Genomic DNA, 18,197 nt, shown 5'->3' with positions numbered 1-18,197 from the left:
AGGACCCCGGCGATGAACGCGAGGCGCCCACCGCCGGGACCCTCGGATCAATCCCTCAACGGGTCAGCTCTTCGAACGAGGTGAAGGCGACCTGCTGGTTGCGCACCCCGTTGTCCAGCTGGGCCAGCAGTGTCTGGCTGATGGACTTGAAGCGGTCGAGTTCGTCGCCTTCCAGGGCATCGCTCTCCGGGAGCTCCACGCGCATCGGGTTCTGCGGCCGGTTGTTCACGTGGATCTCGTAATGCAGGTGGGGCCCGGTGCTGCGGCCGGTGTTGCCGGACAGGGCGATACGGTCACCGCGCTCCACGGTCTGCCCGGGGCGTACCAGCTGTCGCTGCAGATGCAGGTAGCGCGTGGAGTATCCCTGGCCGTGCTCGATGACGATGAAACGCCCGGCGTAGGGGTGATTCTCCACGCGGGTCACGCGGCCGTCGGCCGGCGCGAGGATGGGTGTGCCCACGGGCATGGCGAAGTCCGTACCGTGGTGGGGGGCCACGCGGCCGGTGACCGGATGGCGGCGGCGGGGGTTGAAACTGGAACTGATGCGGTAATTGCCTGCAAACGGGCGGCGGTCGAACGGCGGCAGCAGGCTCTCGCCCTCGGGCGTGTAGAACCGGCCGTTGACGTTGCGGGCGGCGCGGATCTCGATGCGTTCGCCTTCATAGTCGAAGGCGAGCAGGCGGAGGTTGTGCGGGGTGTCGTCGCCGACCAGCGTCTCCTGTTCCACCAGCAGGGTGAACTGGTCACCGGTACGGGCATGGGTACGCACGGGCAGGTAGCGGTCGAGCAGTACGGCCAGGGCGTTGGCCGCCCCCGGGGAGATATCCGCGCGTTCGCTCAGCGCGGACGCGATGTTCCCGTCGATCTCGGCGCTGATGATCAGGTGGCTGACCTCGCGGCCATTCTCGACCTCGCCGCGTTCGAAATCCCAGCCCTCGGCCTCGCGGATCCACTCGTGCCCGCTGGCGCGGGAGGTCCACAGGCGCATGCGGGTCAGATAGCCCTCGTCGTCCACCTGCCACTCGATCTCCTGGCCGGGACGCACACGGTTCAGAATGGAGGCGTTCTCCTCGTCATCCAGCAGGCGATAGAGCGTCGCGAGGGGAAGCTCCCATTCGCGTTCCCAGAGTCCGGTCAGGCGCTCGCCATCCTTCAGCGTATGGCTGTGCCATTCGTCCTCGGCCGCGTCCGCCTCGGCGGCGGTATCGCCCTCACCGTCGAGGTCGAAGGTTTCGTAGGAGGTGGGCGCCTCCGCGTCCGGGTCGATGGGGTCGTCGTGGTAGCCGCTGCTCGGGTCGTCCAGTATGTCGGTGGCAAACGCGACGGTCTGCGCGCCCGCATCGAACGACGCCGACGGTGCCGGGCTGATCGACGCGCCTCCGGCCGGGTGGTCCGGGCGTGCGAGGGACAGCTTGGCGACGGGGAGCGGGTTGCCGGCACCGATCTGGAGCGGCTGGGAGGTCTCGGCGGGCTGGGAGGCGAGCAGGAGGCTGGTACCCACCAGGATGGCGAGTCCGGCGGTGCCCGCCAGAAAGAAATGCGATGTCTTTCTGTTGTAACCCATATGGCCCTTGCCCCGGAGAGTTTCCGCTTTATACCACGTTTTTTCGGGCAATAAACACCGTCGGAAGCCGCTTTCCGGCGGTTTCGCCGGGGCTGGGCGTCAGGATCGGATACCGACGCCGCGATTGAGCAGGATCAGTGCCACGGAGTAAAGGACGGCGATGAAGCCCGCGATGATGGCGAAGGACATGGCCACGGGGAAGTCGCTGTGGCCGAGACTGCCGTAGCGGAAGGCGTCCACCATGTACAGGATGGGGTTGAGCATCGACACGCCCTGCCAGAACTCCGGCAGCAGGCTGATCGAGTAGAACACCCCGCCCAGGTACGTCAGCGGCGTGAGCACGAAGGTCGGGACGATCGCGATATCGTCGAAGGTACGGGCAAAGACACCATTGATCAGCCCGGCCAGGGCGAACAGGATCGACGTCATCAGCACGATGACGAGCATGACCAGGGCGTTGTGCACGCTGAGCGGGCTGAAGAACAGCGACACCAGCAGGACGGCCACACCCACCGCCAGGCCGCGGGCCACGCCGCCGAAGACGAAGCCGAGGATGATCACGCTGTTGGGGATCGGCGAGACCAGCAACTCCTCGATATGGCGCTGGAACTTGGAACCGAAGAAGGACGAAACCACATTGGAATAGCTGTTGGTGATCACGGCCAGCATGATCAGGCCGGGCACGATGAAGTCCATGTAGCGATAGCCTTCCATGTCGCCGATGCGCTCGCCGATCAGGCCACCGAAGATGATGAAGTACAGGGCCGTGGTGATCACCGGCGGCAGCACCGTCTGCACCCAGATGCGGGCGAAGCGCAGCACCTCCTTGGTGACGATGGTGCGGAAGGCGGTCCAGTAGTGACGCAGGTGGGTACTACTCATGCCTGGTTCTCCGGCTGCTCGCTGGCGCCGCTGGCACCCGGCGTGAGGTGACTGGGGCTCTGGCCGTTGCGGGTCATGCGGATGAACAGTTCCTCCAGGCGGTTGGCCTTGTTGCGCATGCTCTGAACGCGGATTCCGGCCTGATCCAGGACCCGGAACAGATCGTTCAGGTGCTGGCCGCGGCGGATGTCGGCCTCCAGCGTGAGCTCGTCGACCTGGCGCAGGGCCACCGGCGCATCCTCGGGGAGGCCCGGGGGCGGTTCGCTGAGATCCAGGACCATGGTCTCCGTCTCGAGCTTGGCGAGGAGCTGCTTCATCGTGGTGTTCTCGATGATGCCGCCGTCATCGATGATCGCGATGTTGCGGCAGAGCGTCTCCGCCTCCTCGAGATAGTGCGTGGTCAGGATGATGCTGCGTCCGTCGGTGTTGATGCGGGTCAGGAAGTCCCACATGGAGCGGCGCAGTTCGATATCGACGCCGGCGGTGGGTTCGTCCAGGATCAGCAGCCGCGGTTCGTGCACGAGGGCGCGCGCAATCATCAGCCGGCGCTTCATGCCCCCGGACAGCGTACGCGCCATGTCCTTGCGCTTTTCCCACAGGCCCAGCTCGTTCAGGTAGTGCTCGCAGCGCTCCCAGGCCTCGCGCCGGGGGATGCCGTAGTAGCCCGCCTGGTTGACGACGATCTCGCCGATCGGCTCGAAGTTGTTGAAGTTGAACTCCTGCGGGACCAGCCCGATGGAGCGCTTGACCGCCTGCAGGTCGGTGTCCAGGTCGTGGCCGAAGACCTTGACCGTGCCCGCGGTCTTGTTGATCAGCGAGGTGATGATCCCGATGGTGGTGGACTTGCCGGCCCCGTTGGGGCCCAGCAGGGCAAAGAAGCTGCCGGGCGCCACCTCGAGGTCGATCCCCTTGAGGGCCTCGAATCCGTTCTTGTAGGTCTTCTTGAGCCCGCGAATCTCCAGCGCTGGCGTCATCGTCACATCCTGTAGGGCCCCGGCACACGGAACCGCGCACCGGCTGAGTGGGTACGATCCCGGGGGATCGACAAGATGCGTATTATGGCCGTTTTGGATCGATTTCGAGGAAAGCCGCGTGGATTCTGTCTTTGTTGCGTCGTCCGAAACCGCTGTCCCGCTGATCCCGGTCAGCCGCGAGTCACTCCCGGTCCGCCTGGAGGCCGCGCCGGAGAGCTGGCGCAAGTGGGTCGAGGCCTCCGGCTTCGAGGCGGAGCCGGGCGCGATCCTGCGTATTCCCGACGCGGACGGCGGGCTGGCGGCAGTTCTGGCCGGGTTCGACGCCGAGACGCCGATCTGGATGCTGGCCGCGGCGGCGGAGACACTGGGCAGCGGCGACTATCGTCTGGAGACGGACTTTCTCAACGCCGACGTCCAGAACCTCGCCGCCATCGGCTGGGGCCTGGGGCGCTACCGCTTTGACCGCTACCGCGAACCGCAGGAACGCACGCCACGGCTGGTCTGGCCGGAAGACGCCGACCCGGCCCGGGTTCAGGCCTTTGTCGAATCGATCGGCCTGACCCGCGACCTGATCAACACCCCCGCCGCCGACATGATGCCGGCCAACCTGGCCCTGCAGGCCCGGGATCTGGCCGAGGCCTTCGGTTGCAGCCTGCATGTCGTGAGTGACAGCGACAAGCTGGAACAGGACTTCCCCTGCATCCACGCGGTGGGTGCGGCCAGTGACCACGGCGCGCGGGTGATCGAGCTGACCTGGGGGCCGCCGGATGCCCCGTCGCTGGTGCTGGTGGGCAAGGGCGTGTGCTTCGATTCGGGCGGGCTGAACCTGAAGCCCGGGAATTCCATGCGTCAGATGAAAAAGGACATGGGCGGGGCGGCCATCGCGCTGGGTCTGGCCCGCCTGATCATGGCGCAGGCGTTGCCGGTGCGCCTGACCGTGCTGATCGGCGCGGTCGAGAATGCCATTGGTGCCGGGGCGTTCCGCCCGGGCGACGTCCTGACCGCGCGCAACGGCAAGCGCATCGAGATCGACAACACCGATGCCGAGGGGCGCCTGGTGCTGGCCGACCTGCTGGATCGGGCGGGATCGTTCCACCCCGACCTGCTGGTGGATTTCGCCACGCTGACCGGTGCCGCGCGCGTGGCCGTGGGGACCGAGATCAGCGCCTGTTTCACCGAGGACGAAGGCTGGGCCCGGGCGCTGGTCGAGCCGGCACGGGAATGGGACGATCCGATGTGCCAGTTGCCCCTGCACACGCCGTATCGCTACATGCTGGACAGCGACGTGGCCGACATCGTGAACAGTTCCAGCGGCGGTTACGCCGGTGCGATCACTGCGGGGCTGTTCCTGAAGGAATTCGTCCCCGAGGACACGACCTGGCTGCACTTCGACATCATGGCCTTCAACGATCGGGCCCGCCCGGGCCGACCCAAGGGCGGCGAGGCGATGGGCCTGCGTGCCCTGTTCGCCGCGCTGGAGTCGCGGTACGGGCCGGCGGGTTAGGGGCGTGGGCAGGGGAGGGAATTCCCCGGATCCCCTGCGTTCGCGGAGCGTGTGGGTCAGATGAGCTTGAGGTCGCTGCGGGCGCGGATGATCTTGCGCAGGGCGATCAGATAGGCGGCGGTGCGGTAGTCGAGTACCTCGCCGTTGCTTTCCACCTCGCGGACCTCGTGCATCTCCCGGAACGCCTCGCGCATGGTGTCCTCGAGGCCGGAACGAACCAGATCGATCTCCTCGGCACCGCGAACCACCGCGTCGCGAATCCATTCCGGGATGCTCTCGTTGGTCATCATCTCGATGGCCGTCACGATGTGCTGGCCCTGGGACTGGTCGTAGCGCCGCTCCAGGCGCCCGAAGCGCATGTGCGACAGGTTGCGCACCCATTCGAAGTAGGACACGACGACACCCCCGGCATTGACGTAGACGTCCGGCAGGATCGTGATCCCGCGGGCCCGCAGTGCCTGGTCGGCCTCCCAGGTGCAGGGCCCGTTGGCGGCCTCGGCGATCAGCCGGGCCTGGATGCGGTCGGCGTTGCCGCGATGGATCGCGCCTTCCAGCGCCGCCGGGATCAGGATGTCGCATTCGCGTTCCAGGATGCGGTTGCCGTCGCGCTCGAACTCGACGCCGGCAAAGCCCTCCATGGTGCCGCTGCGGCGGACGTAGTCGTGCAGCGCCTCGACGTCGATACCGTCTTCGCAGTACACGCCGCCATCGCTCTTGATGACGCCGACGATCTTCACGTGATCGTCCTGCTGCAGGAAGCGCGCGGCATAGTAGCCGACGTTGCCGAAGCCCTGAATGATGATGCGCTGTTCGCTCAGGCCACCCTCGAACCCGGCCTCGCGGGCGGCCAAGCCCTCGCGAAAGAACGCCTGTAGCGCGTACTGCACACCGCGTCCGGTGGCCTCGAGACGCCCGACGATGCCCCCCAGTTCGACGGGTTTTCCGGTCACCGAGGCGGCATGATCGAGATCTTCCGGATGCCGTTCGCGGTAGGTCTCCATGATCCAGGCCATCTCGCGCTGGGAGGTCCCCACATCGGGGGCCGGCACGTTTTGCGCGGGGCTGATGTAGTCACGCTGGATCAGTTCGTGGGCGAAGCGTCGGGTGATGCGCTCCATCTCCCACTCGTCGTATTTCTGCGGATCGATCCGAAGCCCGCCCTTGGAACCCCCGAAGGGGATGTCCACGATGGCGCATTTGTAGGTCATCAAGGCCGCCAGGGCCTCGGCGTGCTGCTGATCCATGGTCGGGGAGAAGCGCAGACCGCCCTTGGATGGCAGGCGATGCGCGGAGTGCACCGCGCGCCAGCCCTTGAACACCTCGATGCGGTCGCGAAAGCGGATCGGAAAGCTGACCTGAATCACCGAGTCGCAGGACTTCAGGGCCTCGCGCGCCCCCTCGGGGAGTTCGAGGTAGGCCATGGCCCGGTCGACCATGTGTGAGACACTATCAAGAAAGGTTTCAGGGACTTCGCTTTCCGACATGACGGCAATCCTTTATGGCTTTGCGAGGCGGCCTGCGCGGCACGGGGGCTTCGCGGATGGGTGACGCGGGCCACTTTCCCGACCCGCGGTTCTCGGTCGCACCGATGATGGACTGGACGGACACCTGGTGTCGCCGGTTCCATCGGCTGCTGACCCGACGGGCATTGTTGTATACCGAGATGGTGCATGCCAACGCGGTGATCCATGGCGATCGCGACCGCCTGCTTGGCTTTGCCGCGGAGGAACACCCGATCGCGCTGCAGCTGGGCGGGTCGGACCCGGCCACGCTGGCGCAGGCGGCACGCATCGCCGCTGCGCGCGGTTTCGATGAGGTTAACCTGAATGTGGGTTGTCCCTCCGACCGCGTCCAGTCCGGGGCGTTCGGCGCCTGCCTGATGGCGGATCCGGGGCTGGTGGCCGACTGTGTGGCGGCGATGCGCGACGCGGTGGAGGTCCCGGTAACCGTCAAGCACCGGATCGGCATCGACGACCAGGACTCCGAGGCCGATCTGCATGCCTTCGTGGAGCAGGTCGCCGCGGCCGGCTGCCGGGTGTTCGTGGTGCACGCGCGCAAGGCCTGGCTGCAGGGGTTGAGCCCCAAGGACAACCGCGATGTCCCGCCGCTGGACTACGCCCGCGTGTACCGCCTGAAGGCGGAGTTTCCGCATCTGACCATCGTATTGAACGGCGGGCTCGACGATGTATCGGGTGCCCGGGCCCATCTGGAGCAGGTGGATGGCGTGATGTTCGGACGCAAGGCCTACCACGAGCCCTGGAGCCTGTCCCTGGTGGACCGGGTGTATTTCGGTGCGGAACAGGATCCGACACGCGAGGGGGTGCTGGAGGGGCTCCTGGAGCTGGCCGAGGGGATGCGGCGAGATGGCGTGCCGCTGGCTCGCCTGACCCGGCACATTCTGGGACTGTTCCACGGGGAGCCCGGGGCCCGTCAGTGGCGGCGTGTCCTGACCGAGGGGGCCCATCAGCCCGGCGCCGGCCCGGAGCTGATCGAGCGCGCCGCCCGGGCCTGTCTGCCCCGGGCGGCCTGACGCCTCACCACCGTACAGGCGGCTACTCGGCGGGCGTCTCCGGGGCGATCCAGCCCGCCTCGAGCCCGTCCGCCAGGATCTGGCGGATCGCGGGGATCGCCTCCTCCCATTCCGCGACGCTGAGCGTCTCCGCGCGGCAGAACGTCTCCAGGATCTCGGGCGTGACGCGCTGTGCGGGATAGTCATTGCCACCGACGCACAGGACCGGGCCGTCGGGGCCCTGGAACCACGCGCGGCGGATACCGGGGTGGAGGACGAAGCGTTCCGCGGCCCCGGCGCGGGCCGCGATCCCGGGGTCTTCCGGAGCGAGCTCGATGTTCCCGGCGGGGCGGGTCAGGAATCGGCCGAGATAGGCGTCCAGGTCCTGGTCCTCCGCGGCGAGCAGCGCGCGCAGGGCCTCGCGCAGTTCCCTGCGATCCGCGGCGGGGAGTTCGGCGGGGCAGGCAGCCGGGTGACGCCCCGGATCCTCGAAACGCGCCTGGTCGCCGATCACGTTCGCGCGCTCCTCGAGGAAGCCGGTCAGGACGTCGAGGATGGTCGGGGCGCGAAAACCGACCGACCAGGTCATGCACTGCGCATCCAGCGACAGGCCGTAATGCGGCAGACCGGGCGGCAGATAGAGCAGGTCGCCGGGGCCCAGCTCCCAGGTCTCGCTCGGGTGGAACTCGCGCAGGATGGCGAGCGGCAGGTCGTCGTGGCAATCCAGCGATCCCGGTGGGTCCTGGATCTGCCAGCGGCGGCGTCCTGCCGCCTGGAACAGGAACACGTCGTATTGATCCACATGCGGCCCGACGGAGCCCCCGGGCGGGGCATAGGAGATCATCAGGTCGTCCCGGCGCCAGCGCGGGATAAAGTCGAAACGGGCGAGGAAGTCCGACCCGCCGGGCCAGAAGCGTTCCACGTCGGTGACCAGCAGGGTCCAGTCTTGCGCGGGCAGCTGCCCCAGGTGCTCGGCGTCGAAGGGGCCGTACTCCACGTCCCAGTCCTGGCGGTCGACATGCCCGCGGACGATGCGGCTGGCGGCATCCGGATCGGTCGCCAGGCCGGCCAGATCGTCGGGCTCGATGGGATTCTCGAAACCCGGGACCGCATTGCGCACGAGCAGCGGGCGTTGCTGCCAGTAGTCGCGCAGAAACTCGGCAGGCGTGAGCCCGCCAAGCAGGACCAGCGGTTGGTTCGGATCCGGGGCCGCCATGCCGTGCGGGATCAGAGGTCGCGCGCGAGTTTCTCGGCGATGCCGGTGTAGGTGCCCGGCGTCAGCTCGCGCAGGCGCGCGCGGGCCTCTTCCGGGATCTCGAGGCCGTCGATGAAGGCCGCCAGGGCCTCGGGCGTAATGCGCTGCCCGCGGGTCAGTTCCTTGAGCTTCTCGTAGGGCGACTCGATGCCGTAGCGACGCATCACGGTCTGGACCGCCTCGCCCAGGACCTCCCAGTTCTGGTCCAGGTCTTCCGCCAGGCGGCCGGGCTCGATCTCCAGCTTCCCGAGGCCGCGATCGAAGGCCTTGTAGGCGATCAGCGACCAGGCGAACGCCAGGCCGATGTTGCGCAGCACGGTGGAGTCGGTCAGATCGCGCTGGAAGCGCGACACCGGCAGCTTGCCCGCGAGATGATCGAACAGGGCATTGGCCAGGCCGAGGTTGCCCTCGGCGTTCTCGAAGTCGATCGGGTTGACCTTGTGCGGCATGGTCGAGGAGCCGACTTCGCCGGCCACAACGTTCTGCTTGAAGTAGCCCAGCGAGATATAGCCCCAGATGTCGCGCGCCGCATCCAGCAGGATGGTGTTCGCGCGCATGAAGGCATGGAACAGCTCGGCGAGGAAGTCATGCGGCTCGATCTGGGTGGTGTGGGTATTCGGTTCCAGCCCCAGGCCCTCGATCATTCGCCGCGACAGGGCCGGCCAGTCGACCTCCGGGTAGGCCACGCTGTGGGCATTGAAGTTGCCGACCGCGCCGTTGATCTTGCCGCGGCAGGCGACGGCGGCGATCTCGTCGCGCTGGCGCTCCAGACGCGCGACCACGTTGGCCAGTTCCTTGCCCATGGTGGTGGGGGAGGCCGGCTGGCCGTGGGTGCGCGCGAGCATCGGTTGTTCGGCGAAGCGTTCGGCAAGCGTGCGCAGGGGGGCGAGCACGCTGTCCAGGGCCGGCAGCATCACCTGGTCGCGGGCCTCGCGGACCATCACGCCGTAGGCGAGGTTGTTGATGTCCTCGGAGGTGCAGGCGAAGTGCACGAACTCGATCTGGCTCTGCAGGTCGGCGCGGTCCGCCATCTGTTCCTTGATGTAGTACTCGATCGCCTTCACGTCGTGGTTGGTGGTCGCCTCGATCTCCTTCACCCGGGCGCCCGCGACCTCGTCGAAGCCGAAGGCGATCTCATCGAGGAAGGCACCCGCCGCGTCGGTCAAGGCCGGCACCTCGGGGATAGCCGGCTCGGCGGCCAGGGCCTTGAGCCAGGCGATCTCCACGCGCACGCGGGCCTGCATCAGGCCCTGTTCGGAGAAGTAGGGCGCCAGGTCGCGGGTATGGCGCGCGTAGCGGCCGTCGACAGGGCTGATCGCAGTCAGGGGGCTCGGGGACATGGGCATTCCGGGGTCGGGTTCGAGTCAGGCGGCGCAGTATACTAAGGCGTTCAGTTGCAATACAGCATCGCGCCGGGGAGACCCCGGCTACCCGCGCGGACCCAACCAGGAGAACGGCATGTCGAAGCCCGCAATGCGTCAGGAACAGGACAGTCTCGGACCGGTGGCGGTCCCGGAGCAGGCCCTGTGGGGCGCCCAGACCCAGCGTGCGGTGGACAACTTCCAGATCGCCGGACGCCCCCTCCCGGCGGCCTTCATTCGTGCCCTGGCGCAAACCAAGGCGGCCTGTGCCGAAGCCAATCAGGCGCTGGAGCAGCTGCCGGCGGAGGTGGCCGGGGTCATTGTCGCGGCCGCCGAGACCATCGCCAGTGGCGAACATGCGGATGCCTTCCCGGTGGATGTCTACCAGACCGGATCGGGCACCAGTACCAACATGAACATGAACGAGGTGATCGCGCGCCTGGCCTCCAGCGAGGCCCTGCCGATCCACCCCAATGACCACGTGAACCGTTCCCAGAGCTCGAACGACGTGATCCCGACCGCGTTGCACGTGGCGGCATCGACCCAGCTGGAACAGGAACTGATCCCGGCGCTGCGTCACCTGATCGCCACCATCGCGCGGCGCGAGGGCGAACTGACCGCGATCGTGAAGACCGGGCGCACCCACCTGATGGACGCGATGCCGGTGCGCATGAGCCAGGAGTTGTCTGGCTGGCGCACGCAGCTGGAGCTGGATGTCGAACGCCTGCGCGCGACCCGCGACCGGGTAAACCGGCTGGCGATCGGTGGCACCGCGGTGGGTACGGGGATCAATGCCCCGGCTGCGTTCGGCGAGCGTGTGGCACAGCGCCTGGCGGAACGCACTGGCATTGCCTTCGAGCGCGAATCCAACGGGTTCGCGGGGCTCGCCAGCCAGGACACGGCGGTGGAACTGTCGGGGCAGCTGCGCACCACGGCCACCAGCCTGATCAAGATCGCCAACGACCTGCGCTGGATGAACTCCGGTCCGCTGGCGGGGCTGGGCGAGATCGCGCTGCCGGCCCTGCAACCGGGCAGCTCGATCATGCCGGGCAAGGTGAATCCGGTGATCCCGGAGGGCGTCATCATGGCCGCGCAGCAGGTGATCGGTCTGGATGCGGCGATCGCGGCCGCCGGGCAGGGCGGCAATTTCCAGTTGAACGTGGGATTGCCGATGATCGCCGACAATCTGCTGAATCAGACGGGCCTGCTGGCGCGTGCGGCCGGGCATCTGGCGGACCGCGCCATCGCGGGTTTCACCGTGAACGAGGCGGTCGTGCGCGCCGCCCTGGACCGCAACCCCATCCTGGTGACGGCCCTGAACGCGGAGATTGGCTACGAGGCCGGTGCGCGTATCGCCAAGGAGGCCTACGCGACCGGGCGGCCCATCGTCGAGGTGGCGGCAGAACACACTGACATCCCGCGCGAGCGCCTGCAGGCCCTCCTGGACCCCGCGAACCTGACCGGCCCGTCAGAATAGAAGCGTCGCGGGGCGCAGGAGGACGAGGCGTCAGGCGGTCGCGAGCGGGAGCGCCACGCCTGGCTGGAGCAGCCCGCGGAAGTCGGCAAACGGGACGGGGTGCGAGTAGAAGTAGCCCTGGGCCGTGTGGCAGTCGAGGTCCTGCAGGATCTGCGCCTGGCGCTCGGTCTCCACGCCTTCGGCGATCACGTCGAGCCCCAGGGTGCGGGCCATCAGCACGATCGCGCGCACGATCTGCGCATGCTCCTCGCCGTGGTCGAGATCCTTCACGAAGGAGCGGTCGATCTTCAGGGTATCGGCCGGCAACTGCTTGAGCTGCATCAGCGAGGCGTTGCCGGTGCCGAAGTCGTCGACGGCCAGGGACATGCCAACCTGGCGCAGGCGCTGGAAGACGCGCGCGGCACCCTTGGGGTCATCCATGATGCTGGTCTCGGTGAGCTCCAGTTCGATGCAGCGGGTGGGGATGCCGGCCTCGCGGATGATGCGATGGAAGCCGCCGGCCAGATCCGGCTGGCGCAGCTGGCGGGCGGAGACATTGATCGCGACCCGCGGGAGCTCGTCCTCCCCCATGCGCAGGGATTGCAGGTCGCGGCAGACCTGACGCAGCACCCATTCCCCGATCTCCTCGATCAGGGTCATGTCCTCGGCCAGTTCGATGAAGTGGCCGGGCGGCAGCAGGCCCAGCTTCGGGTGCTGCCAGCGGATCAGGGCCTCGGCGCCGATGACCCGGCCGGTCGCGAGCTCCACCTTGGGCTGGTAGTGCAGCACCAGTTGCTCATTGGCAATGGCCTGGCCCAGCTCGTTTTCCAGCTCGAAGTGACGGAAGGTGCGGGCGTTGAGGTCCTGGGTATAGAAGCGGAACCCGTTGCGCCCGCGCTGCTTGGCCTCGTACATCGCGGCATCCGCGTTGCCCAGCAGGGTGTCCGCGTCCTCGCCGTCGTAGGGGTACACCGCGATACCACAGGACACGCTGCTGACCACCGGCTGATCGAAGATCTGGCGCTCGGTTGCCGTCTTGCGGACGACGTCGGTGACCAGGCGGACGATACCCTCCAGCCCCTGGCTGTCCTCCACGAGGATGCCGAACTCGTCGCCGCCCAGGCGCGACAGGGTGGTGCGCAGGTGGCGACCGGAACGCTCGCGCGCATGGTCCAGCAGTTCGGAGAGGTCCTGCGCGACCTTGCGGATCAGCTCGTCGCCGGCCCGATGGCCGAGGGAGTCATTGGTGCGCTTGAAATTGTCGAGGTCCAGCAGGATCAGCGCCACGTGACCGGCGGCGCCGGCATGGCGCTCCATGGCCTGTGACAGGCGGTCGCTGAACAGCATGCGATTGGGCAGGTTGGTCAGCGAGTCGTGCGACATGTGGTGCAGCAGTTCGCGCGACTGGCGCTCGGTGATCCGCTGCAGGGCCTTCTGGCGCCGATCCATCATCTGGAACAGGTCGGCGCTCTCGAGGGCATAGGCGGTATTGAAGAGCACCATGGTCAGGGTCGACAGGATCATCTCGTACCGCTGCAGCTCCGACTGGCGGAAGCGGGCGACGAACATCCCCCGAATCCGGGTGCGCGTGGAGATCACGTGGAGCATGACGCTCTCGCCGTCGACCGGCGAGGGGAGGCAGACCGGGTGATTCTGATGCAGCGCCCAGGAGAACTGCCCGTCGCGGATCAGCTGTTCCACGGTGTCCGCGAGGTCCGGCTCCAGCTCCTCCGGGCGCTCCTGGTAGGCGAGATTGAAGGAGCAGTCGTTGTCCAGCACGTAGACCGCCATGTCCTGTGCCGGCAGAAGCCGACGAATGGACTCGATGCTGTTCTGGATGATCAGCTCGGGGCTGCGGTTGCGGTCGGTATCGCCAAAGATCGCCGTGGTCGAGGCGAGCACGTCCATCGCGTAGGCGTTGGCCTCCAGGGCCTCCTCGAGGAAGCGGATGCGCTCATGGAGGGCATTGACCTCCTCGGGCGTGCGATACGATGGGCTCATGCAACAGCGTCCTTTGCCTGCATACGGGCTCAGTCGAGGAGGATCGCCTGCATCTGGTCCAGATGCTTGCGGGCGTGGCCGATGATGTCTTCGTAGACCGGCATCTCCAGGCCGATCCGGTCGAAGGTCTCGGGGCTTACCGGGGGCACGAAGCGCTCGCCGGACGATCCCAGGCGCAGCGAATTCGCGATGCTGTCGGCGACGTGCACGATCGCGGTTTCCACCGGGAAGGCGCGTGCCTCCTCCGGGGCATGGTGGTAGCGCGTGGCCTCCACCTGGGCCGGGGTCATGCCCCATTCCTCCAGCAGGGCGGAGCCGATGGCGGCATGATCGAAGCCGAGCAGCTCGCGTTCGGCCTCGAACAGCAGGCACTGCTCGCGTTCGCGGATGTTGATCAGCTCCTCGGTGCGGGTGCCCAGGCGCAGGAACAGCAGCAGCCGCCCCAGATCGTGCATGATGCCGTAGAGGTACAGCCGTTCGATGTTGGCCTCGCGGCGGAACCGTGCGATGGAGCGACTGAGCACGCCGACCGCGATGCTGTGGCGCCAGAACGACTCCATGTCGACGCCGATGACCGGCAATCCACGGAAATGCTCAATGACGATTGTCGACAGCACGATCTGGCGCATCTGCTGCAGGCCGATGATGGAGACCGCGCGGTGCAGGGTGTCGATGGGCTCGGGAAAGCCGTACAGCGAGGAGTTCGCCATGCGCAGCGTCTTCGCGGCGATGGTCGGGTCCAGCTCCACTGCCTCGGTGATCCCGGCGACGTTGGCCGTGGGATCGCTAAGACGGGTGAAGATCGTGTTGTAACTGCCGGAAAAGCTGCACAGCGAGTCGTCCTGCTCGAGGAACTCGGCGACGGTCATCATGCACCCCGGGACCGGTGCCCGCGGCGCATCAGCTCATCCAGCAACTGCTCACGGGCGAGCTGGTGGAACCCGTCCATGGGGTGGGCGTTCACGTCACAGTGGCGGAAGCGCTCGGACAGGATGGTATCGGCCTGTTCCTCCATCTCCGGCGTGGGCCGGGTTTCTGGCGGGAGCTCCACAGGCTCGTCCTGACCATCATTGGCCGCTGCCTGCTCGTCCTCGACCACCTCGACCGTGCTGATACCCCAGGACAGCAGCACGCGGATCTGCTTGTCCTGCAGCACCATGCCGGCGGGGATCAGGAGACGGCCGGAGCGGTCATGCACGGCGGTCGCCAGTGTCTGACCGGACTGTATTGCCTCCGTGGAGATCCGTCGTCCCATGCCGAGACCTTATGCGGAACCCGCGAGCTGGCGCAACACGTAGGGCAGGATGCCGCCGTGGCGGAAGTAGTCCACCTCCTGCGGGGTATCCAGGCGTACACGCACGGTGAAGGTGGTGCGCTGACCGTCGTCGTCCACCGCGGTCACCGTCGCCTCGCGGGCCTCGCCGTTCTCCACGCCGGTGATGCTATAGGTCTCGCGCCCGGTCAGTCCGTGGCTGGCCGCGTTCTCGCCGGGCAGGAACTGCAGTGGGAGGACACCCATGCCCACCAGGTTGGAGCGGTGGATGCGCTCGAAGCTCTCGACGATCACCGCCTTGACTCCCAGTAGCAGGGTCCCCTTGGCGGCCCAGTCGCGCGAGGAGCCGGTCCCGTATTCCTGACCGGCGATCACGATCAGCGGGGTGTCCTCTTCCTGGTAGCGCATGGCGGCGTCGTAGATGGACATCTGCTCGCCATCCGGCAGGTGCTGGGTGACGCCGCCCTGGGTGCCCGGGGCCAGCAGGTTGCGCAGGCGCACGTTGGCGAAGGTGCCGCGCATCATCACCTCGTGGTTGCCGCGCCGCGAGCCATAGGAATTGAAGTCCGCGGGCTTTACGCCCTTGGATTCCAGGTACTTCCCGGCGGGGCTGTCCTTGGCGATCGATCCGGCCGGGGAGATGTGGTCGGTGGTGACCGAGTCGCCCAGCAGGGCCAGCACGCGCGCACCCTGGATGTCGTGCCAGGGCATCGGGGTCATGCCCATGCCCTTGAAGTAGGGCGGATTGCGGACGTAGGTGGAGTCCTCCTGCCACTCGAAACGCTCGCCCTTGGGGGCCTCCAGGTTGCGCCAGCGCTCCTCGCCGGAGTAGAGATCCCCGTAGGCACTGGTAAAGCTGCCGGCGCCGACGTGGCTGGCGACGGCCTCGCGCACCTCGTCGGTGGTCGGCCAGATGTCCTTCAGGTAGACCGGCGCGCCCTCGGCGTTCTCGCCGATGGGATCGTTGTACAGGTCGATATTGCTGCGCCCGGCCAGGGCGTAGGCGACCACCAGGGGCGGCGAGGCGAGGAAGTTCATCTGCACCTCGGAATGGATGCGCCCCTCGAAGTTGCGGTTGCCGGAGAGCACCGAGCTGACGATCAGGTCGTCCTTGATGATGGCCTCGGAGATCGGCTCGGGCAGCGGGCCCGAGTTGCCGATGCAGGTGGTGCAGCCATAGCCGACCACGTGAAAGCCAAGGGCCTCCAGATCGGTCAGCAGGCCGGACTTCTCCAGGTAGTCGGTGACCACGCGCGAGCCGGGGGCCAGCGAGGTCTTCACCCAGGGCTTGACCTGCAGCCCCGCCTCGCGCGCCTTGCGCGCGACCAGGCCGGCACCCAGCATCACCGACGGGTTGGAGGTGTTGGTGCAGGAGGTGATGGCCGCGATCACGATGTCGCCGTGATCCAGCGTGAAGGTCTCGCCGTCCATCTCGATGGCGGTGTGATGGGGTTCCTCCGCCTGGTGTTCCACGCCCACGGCGGTATGCCCGCCCTCGGCCGCGAAGCGCTCGGCCTCGGCCGGTTCGTCGGCGCCGCTCTCGCGCTCCTTCAGCATGGTGTCCAGATGGCGGCTGATGGTGGCGCCGGCCTGGCTCAGCGGGATGCGGTCCTGCGGGCGCTTGGGCCCGGCGAGGCTGGGTTCGACCGTGGACAGGTCCAGCTCCAGCATGTCGCTGTAGCGGGCGATCGGGGCGCTGTCGTCACGCCACAGCCCCTGGGCCTTGGCATAGGCCTCGATGAATTCGATATGGCCGGCGTCACGCCCGGTCAGGCGCAGGTAGTTCAGGGTCTCGTCGTCGATCGGGAAGATGCCGCAGGTGGCGCCGTATTCCGGTGCCATGTTGGCAATGGTCGCGCGGTCGGCGAGGGGCAGATCGGCGAGGCCGTCGCCAAAGAACTCGACGAACTTCCCGACCACGCCCTTCTTGCGCAGCATCTCGACGATCACCAGCACCAGGTCGGTCGCGGTGGCGCCCTCGGCCAGCTTGCCGGTCAGGCGGAAGCCCACCACCTGCGGGATCAGCATGGAGATCGGCTGGCCGAGCATCGCGGCCTCGGCCTCGATGCCGCCCACGCCCCAGCCGAGTACGCCGAGGCCGTTGATCATGGTGGTGTGGGAATCGGTGCCGACCAGGGTATCCGGGTAGGCCATGCAGCCCCCCTCGGCTTGGTCGTCCACGAACACCGTACGGGCCAGGTATTCGAGGTTCACCTGGTGGACGATGCCGGTGTCCGGTGGCACCACCTTGAAGGTATCAAAGGCCTGCTGGCCCCACTTGAGGAAGCTGTAGCGCTCGCGGTTGCGGGAGTATTCCAGCTCCGCGTTCAGGTTCATCGCGTTGGCGTTGCCGTGGGCATCCACCTGGACCGAGTGGTCGATCACCAGCTCCGCCGGCTGCAGCGGGGTGATCTTTTTCGGATCGCCGCCGAGGGCCTCCATCGCGTCGCGCATCGCGGCGAGGTCGACCACCGCCGGCACGCCGGTGAAGTCCTGCAGCAGCACGCGGGCCGGTCGGAAGGCGATCTCCTGGGCCGGCTCGGCCTTCGGGTCCCAGTCCAGCAGGGCCTCGATGTCGGCACGCCGGACGGTGCGTTCGTCCTCGAAGCGCAGCAGGTTTTCCAGCAGCACCTTGAGGGCAAAGGGCAGACCCTTCGCGCGGGCGTCATCGGTGATCGGCACGTAACGGCAGTCGAGGCCGCCAGCGGACAGGGTCTGGGTGTTCTTCGGGTCGGCGTGGCTCATGATGCGTCTTCCGCGTTCAGGTATTGAGTCGATTGAGGATGTGGTTCGCTTCGCGAATCAGCCGCTTGCGGCCAAAAAGCAGTTTCCAGCGCGATCCGCCGGCCTGGCGCCAGAGGACCGCGGCCCGGATTCCGGCCAGCAGCAACGCACGAATGCGCGCGGCGGTCTCCGGGTTGGAGAGGTTGTTCTGTTCCCCCTGCACGATGATGCGCGGGCCGAGTTCGGAGATGGTCTCCTTGTAGATCTCGGCGAGCCGCGCGATCACGCTCTCGTGGGTGATGTGAAAGTAGTCGATCTGGCGTTGCGCGCCCTGCAGACCGTCGGTCAGCGTCTGCAGCATATCGTCGCGTTTTTGCAGCTTGCGCTCGAGGAAGATCAAGCCGATCGCGTAGCGGGTGATCTCCATGTCCGGCGGCTTGCTGCCGTTTTGCAGCTGGCTCTCGATGCGTTCCAGGCCGCTCTTCAGGCTGACGGCTTCGCGGTAGACCGCCTCCGGTGTCTCGGCATCGAAGGCAAACAGGCTGCCGATCAGGACCTCGAACTCGTATTCGTCGCAGCTGCCGCGCCAGGCCAGATCCTTGACCAGGCTGGCGCACTGGAAGAGGGCGGCAAGCGCCAGCGTGCGGTTGTGATCGGAGCGGTCCAAGCCAGTTCATTCCTTGGTGGGTCGAGG

General features: G+C 67.2%; 14 protein-coding genes. 3 read left to right on the top strand and 11 right to left on the bottom strand.

Features of this window, described 5'->3' with window-relative positions:
* Positions 1-55 precede the first annotated feature (55 nt).
* From D105_RS0102810 to D105_RS0102800, 3 genes are all read right to left on the bottom strand, one after another.
* A complete protein-coding gene (locus tag D105_RS0102810) occupies positions 56-1,564 on the bottom strand; it encodes a peptidoglycan DD-metalloendopeptidase family protein (protein ID WP_018877419.1) in 1,509 nt (502 codons plus the stop codon).
* 99 nt (positions 1,565-1,663) lie between these two features.
* Positions 1,664-2,446: an ABC transporter permease gene (locus D105_RS0102805; protein WP_018877418.1), complete on the bottom strand. Its 783-nt coding sequence runs from the start codon at positions 2,444-2,446 to the stop codon at positions 1,664-1,666.
* Positions 2,443-3,420: an ABC transporter ATP-binding protein gene (locus D105_RS0102800; RefSeq protein WP_018875500.1), complete on the bottom strand. Its 978-nt coding sequence runs from the start codon at positions 3,418-3,420 to the stop codon at positions 2,443-2,445. The genes D105_RS0102805 and D105_RS0102800 overlap by 4 nt, the downstream gene beginning before the upstream one ends.
* A 118-nt stretch (positions 3,421-3,538) precedes the next feature.
* On the opposite strand from D105_RS0102800, the gene D105_RS0102795 reads away from it, so the two are divergent.
* Positions 3,539-4,924: a M17 family metallopeptidase gene (locus tag D105_RS0102795; protein WP_018877417.1), complete on the top strand. Its 1,386-nt coding sequence runs from the start codon at positions 3,539-3,541 to the stop codon at positions 4,922-4,924.
* A gap of 56 nt (positions 4,925-4,980) precedes the next feature.
* On the opposite strand, the gene D105_RS0102790 is transcribed toward D105_RS0102795, so the two are convergent.
* Entirely contained in the window at positions 4,981-6,408 is a 1,428-nt protein-coding gene (locus D105_RS0102790) for a Glu/Leu/Phe/Val dehydrogenase (RefSeq protein ID WP_026280394.1), read from the bottom strand.
* A gap of 56 nt (positions 6,409-6,464) precedes the next feature.
* On the opposite strand from D105_RS0102790, the gene dusA reads away from it, so the two are divergent.
* On the top strand, positions 6,465-7,454 hold the full coding sequence (gene dusA, locus D105_RS0102785; protein ID WP_018877415.1) for a tRNA dihydrouridine(20/20a) synthase DusA: 990 nt from the start codon (positions 6,465-6,467) through the stop codon (positions 7,452-7,454).
* 22 nt (positions 7,455-7,476) lie between these two features.
* Here the strand turns inward: dusA and D105_RS0102780 are convergent, their stop codons facing one another.
* Positions 7,477-8,649: a cupin domain-containing protein gene (locus D105_RS0102780; protein WP_018877414.1), complete on the bottom strand. Its 1,173-nt coding sequence runs from the start codon at positions 8,647-8,649 to the stop codon at positions 7,477-7,479.
* Positions 8,650-8,660: 11 nt separating this feature from the next.
* On the bottom strand, positions 8,661-10,028 hold the full coding sequence (gene purB, locus D105_RS0102775) for an adenylosuccinate lyase (protein ID WP_018877413.1): 1,368 nt from the start codon (positions 10,026-10,028) through the stop codon (positions 8,661-8,663).
* Positions 10,029-10,146: 118 nt separating this feature from the next.
* On the opposite strand from purB, the gene D105_RS0102770 reads away from it, so the two are divergent.
* Entirely contained in the window at positions 10,147-11,526 is a 1,380-nt protein-coding gene (locus D105_RS0102770; RefSeq protein ID WP_026280393.1) for a lyase family protein, read from the top strand.
* A gap of 30 nt (positions 11,527-11,556) precedes the next feature.
* Here D105_RS0102770 and D105_RS0102765 read toward each other — a convergent pair whose 3' ends face one another.
* The 5 genes from D105_RS0102765 to hflD form a co-directional block, all read right to left on the bottom strand.
* Positions 11,557-13,506, bottom strand: a complete 1,950-nt coding sequence (locus tag D105_RS0102765) for a bifunctional diguanylate cyclase/phosphodiesterase (protein ID WP_018877411.1) — start codon at positions 13,504-13,506, stop codon at positions 11,557-11,559.
* Positions 13,507-13,535: 29 nt separating this feature from the next.
* Entirely contained in the window at positions 13,536-14,375 is an 840-nt protein-coding gene (locus D105_RS0102760; RefSeq protein WP_018866337.1) for an HDOD domain-containing protein, read from the bottom strand.
* On the bottom strand, positions 14,375-14,704 hold the full coding sequence (locus tag D105_RS0102755; protein WP_018875491.1) for a hypothetical protein: 330 nt from the start codon (positions 14,702-14,704) through the stop codon (positions 14,375-14,377). The genes D105_RS0102760 and D105_RS0102755 overlap by 1 nt, the downstream gene beginning before the upstream one ends.
* 66 nt (positions 14,705-14,770) lie before the next feature.
* The gene (acnA, locus tag D105_RS0102750) at positions 14,771-17,524 is read right to left on the bottom strand and encodes an aconitate hydratase AcnA (protein ID WP_018877410.1); all 2,754 of its coding nucleotides are present in this window, start codon (positions 17,522-17,524) and stop codon (positions 14,771-14,773) included.
* 16 nt (positions 17,525-17,540) lie between these two features.
* Positions 17,541-18,170, bottom strand: a complete 630-nt coding sequence (hflD, locus tag D105_RS0102745; RefSeq protein WP_018866334.1) for a high frequency lysogenization protein HflD — start codon at positions 18,168-18,170, stop codon at positions 17,541-17,543.
* Positions 18,171-18,197: the final 27 nt, after the last annotated feature.

This window comes from Thioalkalivibrio sp. ALE28, assembly GCF_000377425.1.
Classification (GTDB): Bacteria; Pseudomonadota; Gammaproteobacteria; order Ectothiorhodospirales; family Ectothiorhodospiraceae; genus Thioalkalivibrio.
The sequence above is the reverse complement of the archived record's forward strand: the minus strand, read 5'-3'. Positions and strand labels throughout refer to the sequence as shown.